Genomic DNA, 13,790 nt, shown 5'->3' with positions numbered 1-13,790 from the left:
AGGCATCATGACCGAGAAGCTCGACATCGATCATTTGCGGCAATGGATCGGCCGCAGCACGGAGGCGACCGACATCGTCACCGCGCAGCTCGTCATGGGTCTGCGCGCGACGCTGTTCCAGGACGTCGGCGAGCCCAGGAAGGGCGACGCCGCGCCGTTCACGGTGCATTGGTGCCTGGCGCAGCCGGTGTTTCCGATGTCGATGCTCGGCCCCGACGGCCACCCCACCCGCGGCGGCTTCCTGCCGCCGGTGCCGCTGCCGCGCCGGATGTGGGCCGGCGGCGAGATCGAGTTCCTGCAGCCGCTGCGCGTCGGCGACGAATCGACCCGGACCTCGCGCATCGCCGATGTCCAGGTGAAGTCAGGCTCGACCGGCACACTATGCTTCGTCTCGGTCGAGCACAGCATTTCCTCGCCGCGCGGCACCGCCATCCGCGAGCGGCAGGATATCGTCTATCGCGAGATGACGAGCAGCGCGCCGGCGACCACGAAAGCTCCGCCGCCACCGCCGAAGGCACAGCACCGCGAGACACATGTGTCGGATCCCGTGCTGCTGTTCCGCTATTCCGCGCTGACCTTCAACGGCCACCGCATCCATTACGACCGCGACTACGTCACCAAGGTCGAGGGCTATCCGGGCCTGATCTTCCACGGCCCGCTGCAGGCGGCGCTGATCATCGAGATGGCGGCGCGCTTGCGCGGCGGCAAGGCGCCGAAGAAGTTCACCTATCGCGGGCTGCAGCCGCTGTTCGAGGGCAGCGAGTTCTCCGTCAATGCCAACGAGCTAGAGGCGGGCATGGAGCTGTGGACCGCGAACGCGGAGGGGCAGCCGACGATGAAGGGCACGGCGGTGTGGTGAGCTCCGCTCGCTTTCCGTCATTGCGAGCGTAGCGAAGCAATCCAGAATCCCTCCGCGGTGATAGTCTGGATTGCTTCGTCGCAAGAGCTCCTCGCAATGACGGTGGGGTCGATACCGCGCCAGCCAACAACAAGGGACGGAAACCAATGGCCAGGAACGGCAAGACCGGCAGCAAGTCCGTCACCGTCAAGCAGGCGACGCTCGACCTCTTGCGCGCCTTCGGCATCAAAAAAGTGTTCGGCAATCCCGGCTCGACCGAGCTGCCGTTCCTGTCCGACTGGCCCGACGACATCGACTACGTGCTGGCGCTGCAGGAGGCGTCCGCCGTCGGCATGGCCGACGGCTACGCGCAGGCGACGCGCAATGCCGGCTTCGTCAATCTGCATTCGGCGGCCGGCGTCGGCAACGCGCTCGGCAACATCTACACGGCGCATCGCAACCAGACCCCGCTGGTGATCACCGCCGGCCAGCAGGCGCGCTCGATCCTGCCCTTGCAAGCGTTCCTCTATGCCGAGCGCGCCTCGGAGTTTCCGCGGCCCTACGTCAAGTACAGCGTCGAGCCGGCGCGGCCGGAGGACGTTCCGGCCGCGATCGCGCGGGCCTATTACACCGCGATGCAGCCGCCGTGCGGGCCGACCTTCGTGTCGATCCCGATCGATGATTGGGCTCACGCCACCGCCCCCGTGGAAGCGCGCAAGGTCAGCCGCGAGATCGGCCCCGAGCTTGACGCGATGAAGGCGCTGGTGGCCGCGCTCGCCAGCGCAAAGCATCCTGCCCTCGTGGTCGGCCCCGGCGTCGACCGCGCCGGCGCGGTGGAGTTGATGGTGCGCGTGGCCGAAAAGGCCAAGGCGAGCGTCTGGGTCAGCCCGTTCTCGGCGCGCTGCTCCTTCCCCGAGCGTCACCCGCAATTCGCCGGCTTCCTGCACGCTTCGCCGGCGCAGCTGTCCGACGCGCTGCGCGCGTACGACCTCGTCGTCGTCATCGGCGCGCCGGTATTCACCTTCCATGTCGAGGGCCATGCCGCAATCTTCGACGGCGGGGCGACCATTTTTCAGATCACCGATGATCCGGATGCCGCCGCGGTGACGCCGGTCGGCACCAGCATCATCGCGACGATGAAGCCGGCGCTGACCACGCTGCTCGAGTTGCTGCCGGAGAGCAAGCGCGCGGCACCGAAGGGCCGCACCCTGCCGCCGGCACCGCAGGCCGCCGATCCGCTGCCGGTCGAATTTTTGCTGCACGCGCTGTCGCAAGCGATGCCGGATGGGGCGTCGCTGGTCGAGGAAGTGCCCTCGCACCGGCCGGCCATGCAGAAGTTCATGCCGATGCCCGGCCAGGACAGTTTCTACACCATGGCGAGCGGCGGCCTCGGCTATTCGCTGCCCGCCGCGGTCGGCATGGCGCTCGGCAAGCCGAAGCAGCGCACGATCTGCCTGATCGGCGACGGCTCGGCGATGTACTCGATCCAGGCGCTGTGGACCGCCGCGCAGCGCAAGCTGCCGCTCACCGTCATCGTCATCAACAATTCCGGCTACGGCGCGATGCGCTCCTTCAGCCAGGTGATGCAGGTGCGGGGCGTGCCCGGGCTGGAGCTGCCGGGAATCGATTTCGTGCGGCTCGCCGAAGGCATGGGCTGCCATGCGGTGCGGGTGAGCAAGGCCGCGGAGCTCGGCGAGGCGCTGAAGCGCGGCATGGCGTTCGAGGGCACGAGCCTCGTCGAGGTCGTCGTGGATTCCGCGGTGCCGGTGCTGTACGGGCAGAAAAGCTAAACGCGCATAGGCTGTAGTACGCCGCCGTCAAAGCCTCCTGCTTCCGCTCTCCGCGTACCTTTGACGTCTGCGCAAAAGGACTAGACTTTACGGGCAAGTTGAAACAATCTTTAGTTGCTTAATCCGATTTTGATTGTGCATCGCAGTATATTATCAAAGGAGATTGCCATGTTGCCTGTTGCCGGAGAAGTCGTGATATGGGCAGGTCAACTGAACGATTCTATCGAGAAGAAGCTTGAACAGGCCGGCTGGCTGGTATGCGATGGACGCTCTCTCTCGCGAGCCAAGTTTCCTGAGCTGTTTGCAGCGATCGGATCCAATTATGGTCATGGCCAAGTCAGCGTTCCTGAGAATTTTTTCATTCCGGATTTTCGCGCGCGATCACCGATCGGCGCGAATGCTGCTGCAGCAAACGGGCTGTCAGCGCGCAAATTAGGTGAAGCTGTGGGTGAGGAAGCACACACTCTCACCATCGACGAAATCCCAAGTCACGCCCATAGAACGCCGGCTTACACAGGCGTCGATGGTGACCACACGCGACGGGATAATGGCCTCTTCGGCGCCACGACGGGATCGACCGAATCTGTTGGCGGAGGCAAGGCCCACAACAACATGCCACCCAGCCTTACCGTGAACTTTCTAATCCGTTTTCGCGCGGGTTAGCGCGGCGTCGAGTCCGCCGCCCCGCTTCCCGAACTCTTCCTGTATCTTGGCGTGGATCTTGGCCATGCCGCCGATCCTACAATCGCAGTTCTCCGTCTTCTTGCGCATGTAGCGTCGTAGCCCCGATTGAGCGGAGCGCAATCCAGGGATCTTGCCACAAGCGAGCCGGCCCCGGATTGCGCTCCGTCCATCCAGGCTACGTCATCACGACGCCAGGAAGCCCCCGTCCGCCGCGAGCACATGCCCGACGACATACGATGACGCGTCCGACGATAGCCACACCACGGCCTCCGCAACCTCCTCCGGACTTCCCATCCGCCGCAGCGGCAGGCCGGCGCTGACCGTCGCGACGTCGCCGACGCCGGCGCGCAGCATCATGTCGGTGACGACACGGCCGGGCGCGATGGCGTTGATGCGGATGCCGCGCGGGGCGTTCTCCAGCGCCGCCGAACGCGTCAGCGAGATCGCGGCGGCCTTGGAGGCCGAATAGAGCGAGAAGCCGGGATTGGGATTGCGCACGCCGCTGACCGAGGCGTTGACCACGATGCTGCCGCGCCCCTGTGCCAGCATCGCCGGCAGCTGATGACGCAGGCAGAGGAACAGCGCGCGGACATTGGTGTCGAACACGTTGTCGTAGATCTCCGTGCCCTGTTCTTCCAGCGGCGCGCGGCGCTCCTGGAAGCCGGCATTGTTGAAGGCAACGTCGAGCCGGCCGCAACGCGCGACAGCTGTGCCGACGAGGCGCGCGACGTCGTCTTCCTTGGTGATGTCTGTCTGAATCGCGATCGCGTTCGCGCCGAGCTCGCGGCACGAGACGGCGGTTGCCTCGATCTCGGCCTCGCGCCGGCCCGCGACCAGGATCGCCTCGGCGCCCTCGGACGCCATGCGTAGCGCGGTGGCGCGGCCAATGCCGCTGCCGCCGCCGGTGACGAGGCAGACCTTGCCGCTCATCCGCTGACCTGCCGGCAAAGTCCCGCTCATCGCGCACTCCAGACACTTGCGCGCATTGTTGCGCCCATATAGTTGTATGGTACAACTATATGCCGGGAGTCAAGATGGCCGAACTTTCGCTGATCGACGATATCCGCGCCGCCTCGCGCCTGATGGTGCGCGAGCTCGGCTTCATGGACGCGACGGTTGCGGCATCGGACTATCCGCCCTCGGCGGTGCACACCATCCTGGAGATCGGCATCCGCGGTCCCATGACCTCGGGCGAGCTCGGCGACTTCCTGCGTCTGGAGAAATCCAGCGTCAGCCGCATGGTGCGCAAGCTGATCGATTGCGGCGAGCTCAGGGAGACGCCGGACGAGGCGGATGCGCGCAGCAAGCTGTTGTCATTGACGGCGAAGGGCCGCCGCACGCTGGAAGCGCTGCATGCCTTCGGCCGGCAGCAGGTGCGCGGCGCGCTGGCGACCCTGACGGAAGCGGAGCAGCGCAAGGTACGCGAGGGCATGATGCTCTATGCGCGGGCGCTGCGGGCGAGCCGGGTGGGGAGCGAGGCTGAATTAGCCGGGTGATTTGCGCTCGCGGAGCCAATCGAAACGCATAAGGGATCGCCCTACGATCCATGGCCCAAGGTATGAGACAAGTCGTCGCGCCGGGAAAATCCTCATAAAAGTATTTGTAGTTGCTGCTCCCCGATAATAACCTTTGGTTGTTTTATCAGGAGATTGCAATGGTGGAAAATCGAAATTTTGAAGGCGACATCCTAAGGATCGGTGACGACCTTCTTCCTGACATCGATGCTCAGCTAGATAAGCTATTGAAGAAGGGACGCTCAGAGCGGGTGCAGATACTCGAGGGCAGCGAAGACCCAAGCGCGCCGCCAAGAAAGCCATATGCGAGATCGGAAGTACAAATCACGTTCAACAACGAACGTGACCTTCGTCAATGTGTACGCCTCTTACGTTGGTCGGATGAACGTCTTAGGGCTCGACCAGATCAGAGAATACTGTGGGACTGGCAAATGACCTGGCGAGAGGGGATGACGATCTATTTCGGAGTCAATTGGTACAATCGGGAATTCTTTGAGGCAAGAAAGGACGCCTTCTTAAATCCGGAGCATCAAAGTTACTATGCCATGTTTGGAGCGACGGCAGATCAATTTAAGATACGGCATGTGATCAGCGAAGGAAAACGGAGAAAGAAATAGTTCCTCGCAACTAAGCCTGCGGCCGCCGAGCGTCGTAGTTGTGATTCTAGGCAGTCGCGAGATCGTAGTCTGTCACTTCCCGAACTCTTCGCGCATCCTGGCCTGGATCTTGGCCATGCCGCCGATCCAGCGGTCGTAGTTCTCGGTCTTCTTGCGCATGTAGCCGAGCACCTGGGGGTGCGGCAGGATCAGGAACGTCTCCTGCGCGAGGCCGGCGAGCACGTCCTTGGCGACCTGCTCGGGCGTCAGGTCGCCGTCGCCGGATTGCGGACCCTTGGGGATCGAGCGCAGCATGTTGGTGTCGACGCCCTGCGGGCAGAGGATCGACACCTTGATATTGTGGGCCTTGTGCGAGATCGCGAGATTCTCGGCAAAGCCGACCGCGGCGTGTTTGGTCGTCGAATAAGCCGGGCTGCCGACCTGCGACAGCAGACCCGCGGCCGAGATGGTGTTGAGGAAATAGCCACCGCCGCGCGCCTTCATGCGGGGCACGAGATGCCGCGCCGCGTAGACATGGGCCATGACGTGGATCGCCCAGCTGCGCTGCCACGGCTCGTCGGAGGCGCCGCCGGCATTCTCCGACATCGGATCGAAACCGCCGCCGATCCCGGCATTGGAGCAGAACAGGTCGATGGGCCCGAACTGCCGTTCGGTCTCCTCGATGACATGCGCGATGTCCTTTTCCTGCGCGACGTCGCATTTGAAGGCGGCGCCATCCACCATCGCGGCGACCGCCCTGGCGTTGGCGGCATCCATGTCCGCGACCACGACCTTGGCCGCACCCGCATTGTGAAACGCCTCGCACAACGCCTTGCCGATACCGTTTGCGCCGCCCGTGACGACCACGACCTTGCCGGTCACCTGCATGCGACGTCTCCTCTTGTCTCATACCGCTTGACACCGCGCGCACTTATTCCGCGGCGCGGAGCTTGCTCAGCTCAACACGAGGTCGAGCACCGCGGTATAATGGCATGCCGCGCCGGCCAAGACAAAGCCGTGCCAGATCGCATTCTGGAAGCGCAGCCGCCGCCAGGCGTGGAAGATCACGCCGAAACTGTAGAGCAGTCCGCCAGCCAGGATGAAGCCCAGCGCCAGCGCCGGCAATGCCCGGACCACAGCGTCGTAGAGCATCACCCCGCTCCAGCCCATCGCAAGATAAATGCCGACCGAGACGCGGTCGAAGCGTCCGGGGTAGCAAAGCTTCAGCACGATGCCTGATATGGCCACGCACCAGACGCCGGCGAGCAGCACCAGCGCGAAGCCGCTGTCCTTCACCTCCAGGATGAACGGCGTGTAGGTCGCTGCGATCAGGAGATAGATCGCGGAATGGTCGAACCGGCGCAGCAGCCACTTGGCCGGCGACACCGGCCAGAGATTATAGGTCGCCGACAGCACCAGCATCGAGAGCAGGCCGGCGATGTAGATAGAGACGCCGACGACGTCGGTCGCGTCGGCATAGATCGCCGTCAGCACCACCAGCACGGTGGCCGCGACGATGCCGGCGAGCACTCCGATCGCGTGGACGATGCCGTCGGCGATGAGCTCGGCGCGGTCGTAGTGCCAGCCCATCGCGTCGGCCGCGGCGTGGACAGAGCTGGATGCAAGCTGTTTCAGTTGGAAGACGGTCATGGCAATCCGCAAAAAGAGGTAGTGCCCTCTGCTATGGGTGTTTCGGGATCGGCGCGTCGTTCAAACGGCTGATTCTCCGACAAAGGCGGTGGAAGTATGGAGCTTGATTTTCCTCACGCAATTGCCACTTTTGTGAACGGCCGCACATTCCTCCCGCCCCGGATCCTCTAACGTTCAGATGGCATTCAGTTTCCAGGATATGGTCGAAGAAGCGCGGCTGTCCGCGCAGGCGCTGATCGACTATGGCGAGCACTTCTTCAACCCGACGGTGCGGTTAGGCGTTACCGGCCTGTCGCGGGCCGGCAAGACCGTGTTCATCACCGCGCTGGTCCACGGCCTCACCCGCGGCGGACGGTTTCCGGTGTTCGACGCCTATGCCTCGGGCCGGATCGCGCGGGCGCATCTGGCGCCGCAGCCCGACGATGCCGTGCCGCGCTTTGCCTATGAGAGCCATCTGCGCGCGTTGGTCGAGGAGCGGCGCTGGCCGAATTCGACCGTCGACATCAGCGAGCTCAGGCTCGTCATCGATTACCAGCGCCCGAACGGCGCCGACCGCACGCTGACGCTCGACATCGTCGACTATCCCGGCGAATGGCTGCTCGACCTGCCGCTGCTGCAGAAGAGTTTTGAGCAATGGTCGGCGGAGAGCCTGGCCTTGTCGCGCGAGGCGCCGCGCGCGCATCTTGCGGGCGAATGGCACGCCCATCTCGCAACGCTCAAGCCCGACGCGCGCGAGGATGAGCAGGCGACGCTCGCCGCCGCGAAGCTCTTCACCGATTATTTGCGCGCCTGCCGCGACGAGCGCTTCGCCATGAGCCTCTTGCCGCCCGGCCGCTTCCTGATGCCCGGCAATCTCGCAGGCTCGCCGGCGCTGACCTTCGCGCCGCTTGACGTGCCCGTGGGCGGGCAGGCATCGGACGGATCGCTGTGGGCGATGATGGTGCGCCGCTATGAGGCCTACAAGGACGTCGTGGTGCGGCCGTTCTTCCGCGATCATTTTGCCCGGCTCGATCGCCAGATCGTGCTGGCCGACGCGCTCGCCGCATTCAACTCGGGCCCCGAGGCGCTGCACGATCTCGAAGCCGCGCTCGCCGGCATTCTCGATTGCTTCAACATCGGCCGCAGCACCCTGCTCTCCAGCCTGTTCCGGCCGCGCATCGACCGCATCCTGTTCGCGGCGACCAAGGCCGACCATCTGCATCATTCCAGCCACGACCGGCTCGAGGCCGTGCTGCGCCGCGCCGTCTCGGGCGCCGTAGCGCGCGCGGAAAGTACCGGTGCCACCATCGACGTGGTGGCGCTGGCCGCCGTGCGCGCCACGAGGGAAGCGCAGGTCGCGCGCGGCCGCGACAAATTGCCGTCGATCCTGGGAACGCCCGCCGCAGGCGAAAGCGCCGGCGGCGAGTTCTTCGATGGCAACACGGAAGTGGCAACCTTTCCGGGCGACCTGCCGCTGGATCCCGAGCCGCTGTTCAACGGCACTGATGCGTTCCGCGGCCTTGCGACCGAGGCCGCCGAGAGAAGCGATTTCCGCTTCCTGCGCTTCCGTCCGCCTAGCCTCGAGCGCGACGGCACCGAGCCGCCGACGCTGCCGCACATCCGCCTCGACCGCGCCCTGCAGTTCTTGATCGGAGACAAGCTCGCATGAACGACCGATCGAAGCCACGGCGGCCGGCGACGTTCCGGCTCGACGATCCCGGCGTCGTCGTCACCGAAGCCGACGAGACGGCGCGGCTCGGCCGCGCCACCATCCAGATCACGCCGGAGCACGATCCGCAGGCGCTGCCGGTGCCGATCGCGGCCGCCGTTCCCGCACGGCGCGGCTTTCCCTGGGGCGCGCTGTTCTGGTCGGGGCTCGCCGGGCTGACGCTGCTCGGCACCGGGCTCGCCGTGGTCCATCTGATCGAGGATCTGTTCGCGCGGAGCGAAACGCTCGGCTTCGTCGGCCTCGCTTTCGCCTCCGTCACCGCGCTGGCGCTGGCCGTGGTGATCGGACGCGAAGCGTTCGGCCTCGCGCGTCTTGCGACGATCGAGCAACTGCACCAGCGCGCAGCCGCCGTCCTTGCCAGCGACGACCGCAAGGAGAGCCGCGTGATCGTGCAGGACCTGCTCAAGATCGCGCACCAGAACCCGCAGCTCGCGCGCGCCCGCGCCACGCTGGAGAGCCACACCGGCGAGATCATCGACGGCGCCGACATGATCCGGCTCGCCGAGCGCGAGTTGATGTCGCCGCTCGATGCGGAGGCGCGGCGGCTGGTGTCGTCGGCCGCGCAGAAGGTCTCGATCGTGACCGCGGTGAGCCCGCGGGCCGCGATCGACGTGCTGTTCGTGTTCGTCGCCGCGCTGCGCCTGATCCGCCAGCTCGCTTTTCTCTATGGCGGCCGCCCCGGCGCGCTCGGCATGATCCGCCTGCTGCGCCACGTCATCGCCCATCTCGCCATCACCGGCGGCATGGCCGCGAGCGACAGCCTGGTGCAGCAGGTGCTCGGCCACGGCATCGCGGCAAAGCTGTCGCAGCGGCTCGGCGAAGGCGTGCTGAACGGCTTGCTGACGGCGCGGCTCGGCCTCGCCGCGATCGACGTCACGCGCCCGCTGCCGTTCGCCGCACTGCCGCCGCCGAAGCTGTCGGATCTGGCGACGGATCTGCTGCGGAAGAAGGACGATGAGGAGTAGCGGCGCTTCCTTACCCTCCCCTGGAGGGGGAGGGTCGGCTCGCAGCGCGCCAGCGATGCGAGACGGGGTGGGGTGACAGCCTCTCCGTCTCGAACACTGCTCGCGTGGAGAGATCACCCCACCCCGCTCGCGCTGCGCGCGATCGACCCTCCCCCTCCAGGGGAGGGTAAGAGAAAATGTGCAAGTCTCACGCTGAATTCCCCCGCCAGCACCTTCCATTGGAACAGCGGCGAGTCTTTGGGTGGTGACAGCTCCGGGGTCCAGCCGGAAAGTTTTTCAATGGCGTAGGTATCCATTATGAGGCCGCGCCAGCGGCGCTCCACCGTCGCGAGTTGCTCGCGTTTCGCCGGAATGTTCTCCCAAAGCGACAACCGATTGTCCGGCTCGCGGCCGACATAGATGCCGGCGTGGCCCTTGATCCGGTCCATGCCGGGATCGGCAAAATCCTGGAAGCGGCCGCGCTCGTTGATCTCGATGACGGGCACGCGCCCCCTGAACAGCCAGCGCATCATGGCGTAGGTGCGGTAATCCGTCGTGGCGATCCAGGTCGCGCCGGTCTCGTCCAGCGCGGCCTGTGCGCGGGCGGCGACCTGCTCAAAGCCGGCCTCGGCCCCGATGGGGTCGATCCTGCCGAGCAGATTCCACGGGGCGGCGACGTAATAGAGGAACACGATGACGACGAAGGCGATGCCGGAGACGATGGCGGTCCTCGCCCAGAACAGCGACGATCTCAGCATGCGCGCCGACCAATCCTCCTTCAGCATCGCCACGAGGTTCACGGCAGCAGCGGCGAAGCCGACCGGCCACATGAACATCGGCCAGGTATCGCCGACCCGCAGCGTGGTGGACTTCGCGAGGAAATACAGGAACGGCACCAGCACCGCGGTCGACGACAGGATCGCGACCGGCTCGCGCGTGCGATAGCCGCGCCACGCCGTCAGCACCAGCCCGGTCAGCACCACCGGCAGCATGACGAAGCCGACCAGGCCGAACTGCAGGCCGATGTAATCGCCGAGCGTCCTTAGCGAGATGCCGTAATTGGCGGTGGCGCGCACGCCCTGGAAACGAAACGAGGCCCAGTCGTGCTGCACGTTCCAGACCAGCACAGGCGAGAACACGAGGGTGGCAACCAGCACGGCGAGATACGGATAGGGACTGCGCAGCCAGCGCCAACGCCAATCCGGCACCAGCAGAAAGGCGGCAACCGCCGGCGCGAACATGATCGCGGTGAATTTCGACAGCATCGAGAGGCCGGCGAACAGGCCGGCCGCCAGCCACCAGCGTCCGTCGCCGCTCTCCGACAACCGCACCAGTGACCACATCATCGCCACCGCAAACGGGATCATGGCGACGTCGGGCGCGACCTTGGCCATCAGCAGGCCGTAATAGAGCGCGGCCTCCGGCATCAGCGCCGCGAGCACGATCGCGCGCACATCATGGGTGAGGCGGCGGACCATGTCTGCGAGCAACAGCTGCGTCAGCAGCATCGCGACGATGCCGCCGAAGCGGACACCGAGCGGCGTGTCGCCGAAGATCGCGGTGCCGAGGCGGATCAGCCAGGCGATGCCCGGAGGATGGTCGAGGAAGCTGAGCGCGCTCTCCTTCGACCAGGTCCAGTAATAGGCCTCGTCGGTGCGCAGCTCGATCGCGGAGGCGTAGACGATGCGCAGCAGTGTCATCGCGGCGATGATGAGCACGGCAACAAGGATGAGACGGCGTTCGGCGCCGTCTGGCTTAACAGGGATATCGGCAGCGATCGTCACGGCCGCGCTTTTCGCCAACCCGGGAGGGGGAGTCAATGCGGGGAGCCCCTGGGTGTCGTCCCGGGCAAGCGAAGCGCGACCCGGAATCCATAACCACAGGGAGGAGTTTGGCGAAGATTCGTGGTTGCCGGCCAGCCCCAAATATCTCCCTGGGGCTATGGGTCCCGGATCTGCGCGCGCCTGGGGGCGCGCTGGTCCGGGACGACAGTGGGGCTTGCCGCGCATGTGACCTGTCACCCCCGGGAATTAAACGCTAGGCTGGCCGTTCTGCTTTCCGAGCTGATAGAATCGAATCATGGTCACCGCTGCTGCACAGATGTCCGAACTCGTCCGCGCGACCAGCGTGCGGCAGGTGCGGCTCGTCTGCGGGGTGATCCTGTTCTGTTATGTGATCAGCCATTTCCTCAACCATGCGCTCGGCAATATCTCGGTCGAGGCCATGGAGGCCGGGGTCACCTACCACATCCTGTTCTGGCAGTTCCTGCCCGTCGCGATCGTGTTCTATACCGCCGCGTTGACGCATATGGGGCTCGGCATCTACGCGCTTTATCAGCGCCGCCAGTTCCGCTGGCGGACGACCGAGCCGCTGCAGCTCGCGCTGGGCTTGAGCATCCCTGCTCTGGTCATGGGCCACGTGGTCGGGGTGCGGCTCGGCTACACGCTGTACGATCACCAGAAGCTCTACCCGCAGGAGCTCTACCTGTTCTTCGTCGCCGCTCCGGGCCGGCTCTGGCAGATGACGATCCTGCTCATGATCGCCTGGGTCCATGGCTGCATCGGCATCTATTTCTGGCTGCGCCTCAAACCGTTCTTCACGCGTGCCGCCCCCTATCTGCTCGCCGCCGCCGTGCTGATCCCGACGCTGTCGCTGCTCGGCATCTATCAGGGCGGCCGCAGCGTCGTGATCGAGGCCGAAGACGGCGAGTGGCGGGCGCAAAATCTCACCCGGCGCCAGGTCGGCACCTCGGCCGAGGCCGCGACGCTCGATCGCATCACCGGCGGCTTCACCATCGCCTATTTCGGGCTGGTGGGCCTGGCGCTGGCGGCGCGCGGCGTGCGCGCCTGGCGCGAGCGGCGCGGCGGCGTCATCGCGCTGTCCTACGGCAACGGCAAGACGGTGCGGGTTCCCAAGGGCCTCTCGGTGCTGGAGGCGAGCCTGCGCCACAATCTGCCGCATGCCAGCGTCTGCGGCGGCCGGGCCCGCTGCTCGACCTGCCGCATCCGCATCATCGGCGATCATGCCGCCCTGCCCGAGCCGTCGCAGCGCGAAGCCTTCGTGCTGACGCGCGTCGGCACCAACGATCCCTCGATCCGGCTGGCCTGCCAGCTGCGGCCGACGTCGGACCTCTCCTTCTTCCAGCTCTTCACCCCGCAAGCGACGACGGCGACCGCGCATGCCTCGGCGCCGGCGAGCATCGGCCAGGAGCGCTATCTCGTCAGCCTGTTCGTGGACATGCGCGGCTCGACGCAGCTCGCCGAGAAGCGGCTGCCGTTCGACACCGTGTTCATCGTCAATCGCTTCCTCGGCGCGGTGTCGCAGGCCGTGATCGAGAATGGCGGCCAGCCCAACCAGTTCGTCGGCGACGGCATGCTGGCGCTGTTCGGGCTCACGGCCGACCCGCAAACCGCCTGCCGGCAGGCGCTGAAGGCGGCAAGCGGCATCGCCACCCAACTCGACGAGCTGAACCGGCTCCTGAGCCATGATCTTCGCCAGCCGATCCGCTTCGGCATCGGCATTCACGGCGGCGAGGTCATCATCGGCGACATCGGCTATCGCGATCACATCGTGTTCACGGCGCTGGGCGATGCCGTCAACGTCGCCGCCCGCCTCCAGGACATGACCAAGACGCTGGGCTGCGAGGCGATCGTGTCGGACGAGATCAGCCGCAGCGCGGGCCTGGCCGACGATGCCTTGCCGCACCAGGAGGTCGCGATCCGCGGCCGCGACGAGCCGCTTGCCGTGCGGGTGGTGGCGGATGCGAGGGAGCTGGCGGCGCTGGTCGATCGCAGCCAGCGCGTCGCGGCGTGATGTTCGCCTCTCCCCGCTTGCGGGGAGAGGCCGACGCGCGCAGCGCGGCGGGTGAGAGGGCCTCTCCGCGAGTCCAACTGCTTCCTCCCTTGCGGAGACTCCCCCTCACCCCAACCCTCTCCGCGCAAGCGGGGCGAGGGAACACACTGCCGTCGCGGCTACACTTTCGTTCAATCTCGTCACAGGCGTAACACCGGTCTGCTGCGACGCAGCGGCATGGGCCAGCTGCGAAAGCACGAATTGACTTCGTTCC

12 protein-coding genes are annotated in these 13,790 nt (G+C 65.8%); 8 read left to right on the top strand and 4 right to left on the bottom strand.

The window, feature by feature from the left end:
* Nucleotides 1-7 precede the first annotated feature (7 nt).
* The 3 genes from K410_RS0109100 (at nt 8) to K410_RS38360 (ending at nt 3,291) form a co-directional block, all read left to right on the top strand.
* Nucleotides 8-859: an HTD2 family dehydratase gene (locus K410_RS0109100; protein ID WP_028134554.1), complete on the top strand. Its 852-nt coding sequence runs from the start codon at nt 8-10 to the stop codon at nt 857-859.
* Between the two features lie 146 nt (nt 860-1,005).
* A complete protein-coding gene (gene mdlC / locus K410_RS0109095; protein ID WP_028134553.1) occupies nt 1,006-2,628 on the top strand; it encodes a benzoylformate decarboxylase in 1,623 nt (540 codons plus the stop codon).
* A gap of 168 nt (nt 2,629-2,796) precedes the next feature.
* Complete coding sequence (locus K410_RS38360; RefSeq protein WP_080672139.1) at nt 2,797-3,291, top strand: phage tail protein; 495 nt, start codon at nt 2,797-2,799, stop codon at nt 3,289-3,291.
* Between the two features lie 204 nt (nt 3,292-3,495).
* Here K410_RS38360 and K410_RS0109085 read toward each other — a convergent pair whose 3' ends face one another.
* On the bottom strand, nt 3,496-4,272 hold the full coding sequence (locus K410_RS0109085; protein WP_028134552.1) for an SDR family NAD(P)-dependent oxidoreductase: 777 nt from the start codon (nt 4,270-4,272) through the stop codon (nt 3,496-3,498).
* Between the two features lie 74 nt (nt 4,273-4,346).
* Here K410_RS0109085 and K410_RS36650 point away from each other — a divergent pair, with 74 nt between their 5' ends.
* Together K410_RS36650 and K410_RS36645 are read left to right on the top strand one after the other, a co-directional pair.
* Nucleotides 4,347-4,808 carry a MarR family winged helix-turn-helix transcriptional regulator gene (locus tag K410_RS36650; RefSeq protein WP_080672222.1) on the top strand — a complete coding sequence of 154 codons (462 nt, stop codon included), beginning with the start codon at nt 4,347-4,349 and terminating at the stop codon, nt 4,806-4,808.
* A gap of 158 nt (nt 4,809-4,966) precedes the next feature.
* On the top strand, nt 4,967-5,443 hold the full coding sequence (locus K410_RS36645) for a hypothetical protein (RefSeq protein WP_155253307.1): 477 nt from the start codon (nt 4,967-4,969) through the stop codon (nt 5,441-5,443).
* A gap of 72 nt (nt 5,444-5,515) precedes the next feature.
* Here the strand turns inward: K410_RS36645 and K410_RS0109070 are convergent, their stop codons facing one another.
* Together K410_RS0109070 and trhA are read right to left on the bottom strand one after the other, a co-directional pair.
* The gene (locus K410_RS0109070; protein WP_028134551.1) at nt 5,516-6,310 is read right to left on the bottom strand and encodes an SDR family oxidoreductase; all 795 of its coding nucleotides are present in this window, start codon (nt 6,308-6,310) and stop codon (nt 5,516-5,518) included.
* 66 nt (nt 6,311-6,376) lie between these two features.
* Nucleotides 6,377-7,072 (bottom strand): PAQR family membrane homeostasis protein TrhA, encoded by a 696-nt coding sequence (trhA, locus tag K410_RS0109065; protein ID WP_028134550.1) that lies wholly within the window; start codon nt 7,070-7,072, stop codon nt 6,377-6,379.
* Between the two features lie 178 nt (nt 7,073-7,250).
* Here trhA and K410_RS0109060 point away from each other — a divergent pair, with 178 nt between their 5' ends.
* Nucleotides 7,251-8,720 (top strand): YcjX family GTP-binding protein, encoded by a 1,470-nt coding sequence (locus tag K410_RS0109060; protein ID WP_028134549.1) that lies wholly within the window; start codon nt 7,251-7,253, stop codon nt 8,718-8,720.
* The gene (locus tag K410_RS0109055; protein WP_028134548.1) at nt 8,717-9,745 is read left to right on the top strand and encodes a YcjF family protein; all 1,029 of its coding nucleotides are present in this window, start codon (nt 8,717-8,719) and stop codon (nt 9,743-9,745) included. The genes K410_RS0109060 and K410_RS0109055 overlap by 4 nt, the downstream gene beginning before the upstream one ends.
* Nucleotides 9,746-9,858: 113 nt before the next feature.
* Here the strand turns inward: K410_RS0109055 and K410_RS36640 are convergent, their stop codons facing one another.
* Nucleotides 9,859-11,424 (bottom strand): glycosyltransferase family 39 protein, encoded by a 1,566-nt coding sequence (locus K410_RS36640; protein ID WP_080672221.1) that lies wholly within the window; start codon nt 11,422-11,424, stop codon nt 9,859-9,861.
* 379 nt (nt 11,425-11,803) lie between these two features.
* On the opposite strand from K410_RS36640, the gene K410_RS0109045 reads away from it, so the two are divergent.
* Entirely contained in the window at nt 11,804-13,537 is a 1,734-nt protein-coding gene (locus tag K410_RS0109045) for an adenylate/guanylate cyclase domain-containing protein (RefSeq protein WP_028134547.1), read from the top strand.
* Nucleotides 13,538-13,790: the final 253 nt, after the last annotated feature.

Source organism: Bradyrhizobium sp. 22, from assembly GCF_000482425.1.
Classification (GTDB): domain Bacteria; phylum Pseudomonadota; class Alphaproteobacteria; order Rhizobiales; family Xanthobacteraceae; genus Bradyrhizobium; species Bradyrhizobium japonicum_B.
The sequence above is the reverse complement of the archived record's forward strand: the minus strand, read 5'-3'. Positions and strand labels throughout refer to the sequence as shown.

What these genes read in the sequence shown, in the direction of transcription:
- K410_RS0109060 (WP_028134549.1), top strand. Translation starts at nt 7,251, where the DNA reads ATGGCATTCAGTTTCCAGGATATGGTCGAAGAAGCGCGGCTGTCCGCG.
- K410_RS0109045 (WP_028134547.1), top strand. Translation starts at nt 11,804, where the DNA reads ATGGTCACCGCTGCTGCACAGATGTCCGAACTCGTCCGCGCGACCAGC.
- trhA (WP_028134550.1), bottom strand. Translation starts at nt 7,072, where the DNA reads ATGACCGTCTTCCAACTGAAACAGCTTGCATCCAGCTCTGTCCACGCC.
- mdlC (WP_028134553.1), top strand. Translation starts at nt 1,006, where the DNA reads ATGGCCAGGAACGGCAAGACCGGCAGCAAGTCCGTCACCGTCAAGCAG.
- K410_RS36650 (WP_080672222.1), top strand. Translation starts at nt 4,347, where the DNA reads ATGGCCGAACTTTCGCTGATCGACGATATCCGCGCCGCCTCGCGCCTG.
- K410_RS0109100 (WP_028134554.1), top strand. Translation starts at nt 8, where the DNA reads ATGACCGAGAAGCTCGACATCGATCATTTGCGGCAATGGATCGGCCGC.
- K410_RS0109070 (WP_028134551.1), bottom strand. Translation starts at nt 6,310, where the DNA reads ATGCAGGTGACCGGCAAGGTCGTGGTCGTCACGGGCGGCGCAAACGGT.
- K410_RS36640 (WP_080672221.1), bottom strand. Translation starts at nt 11,424, where the DNA reads ATGACACTGCTGCGCATCGTCTACGCCTCCGCGATCGAGCTGCGCACC.
- K410_RS36645 (WP_155253307.1), top strand. Translation starts at nt 4,967, where the DNA reads ATGGTGGAAAATCGAAATTTTGAAGGCGACATCCTAAGGATCGGTGAC.
- K410_RS0109055 (WP_028134548.1), top strand. Translation starts at nt 8,717, where the DNA reads ATGAACGACCGATCGAAGCCACGGCGGCCGGCGACGTTCCGGCTCGAC.
- K410_RS38360 (WP_080672139.1), top strand. Translation starts at nt 2,797, where the DNA reads ATGTTGCCTGTTGCCGGAGAAGTCGTGATATGGGCAGGTCAACTGAAC.
- K410_RS0109085 (WP_028134552.1), bottom strand. Translation starts at nt 4,272, where the DNA reads ATGAGCGGGACTTTGCCGGCAGGTCAGCGGATGAGCGGCAAGGTCTGC.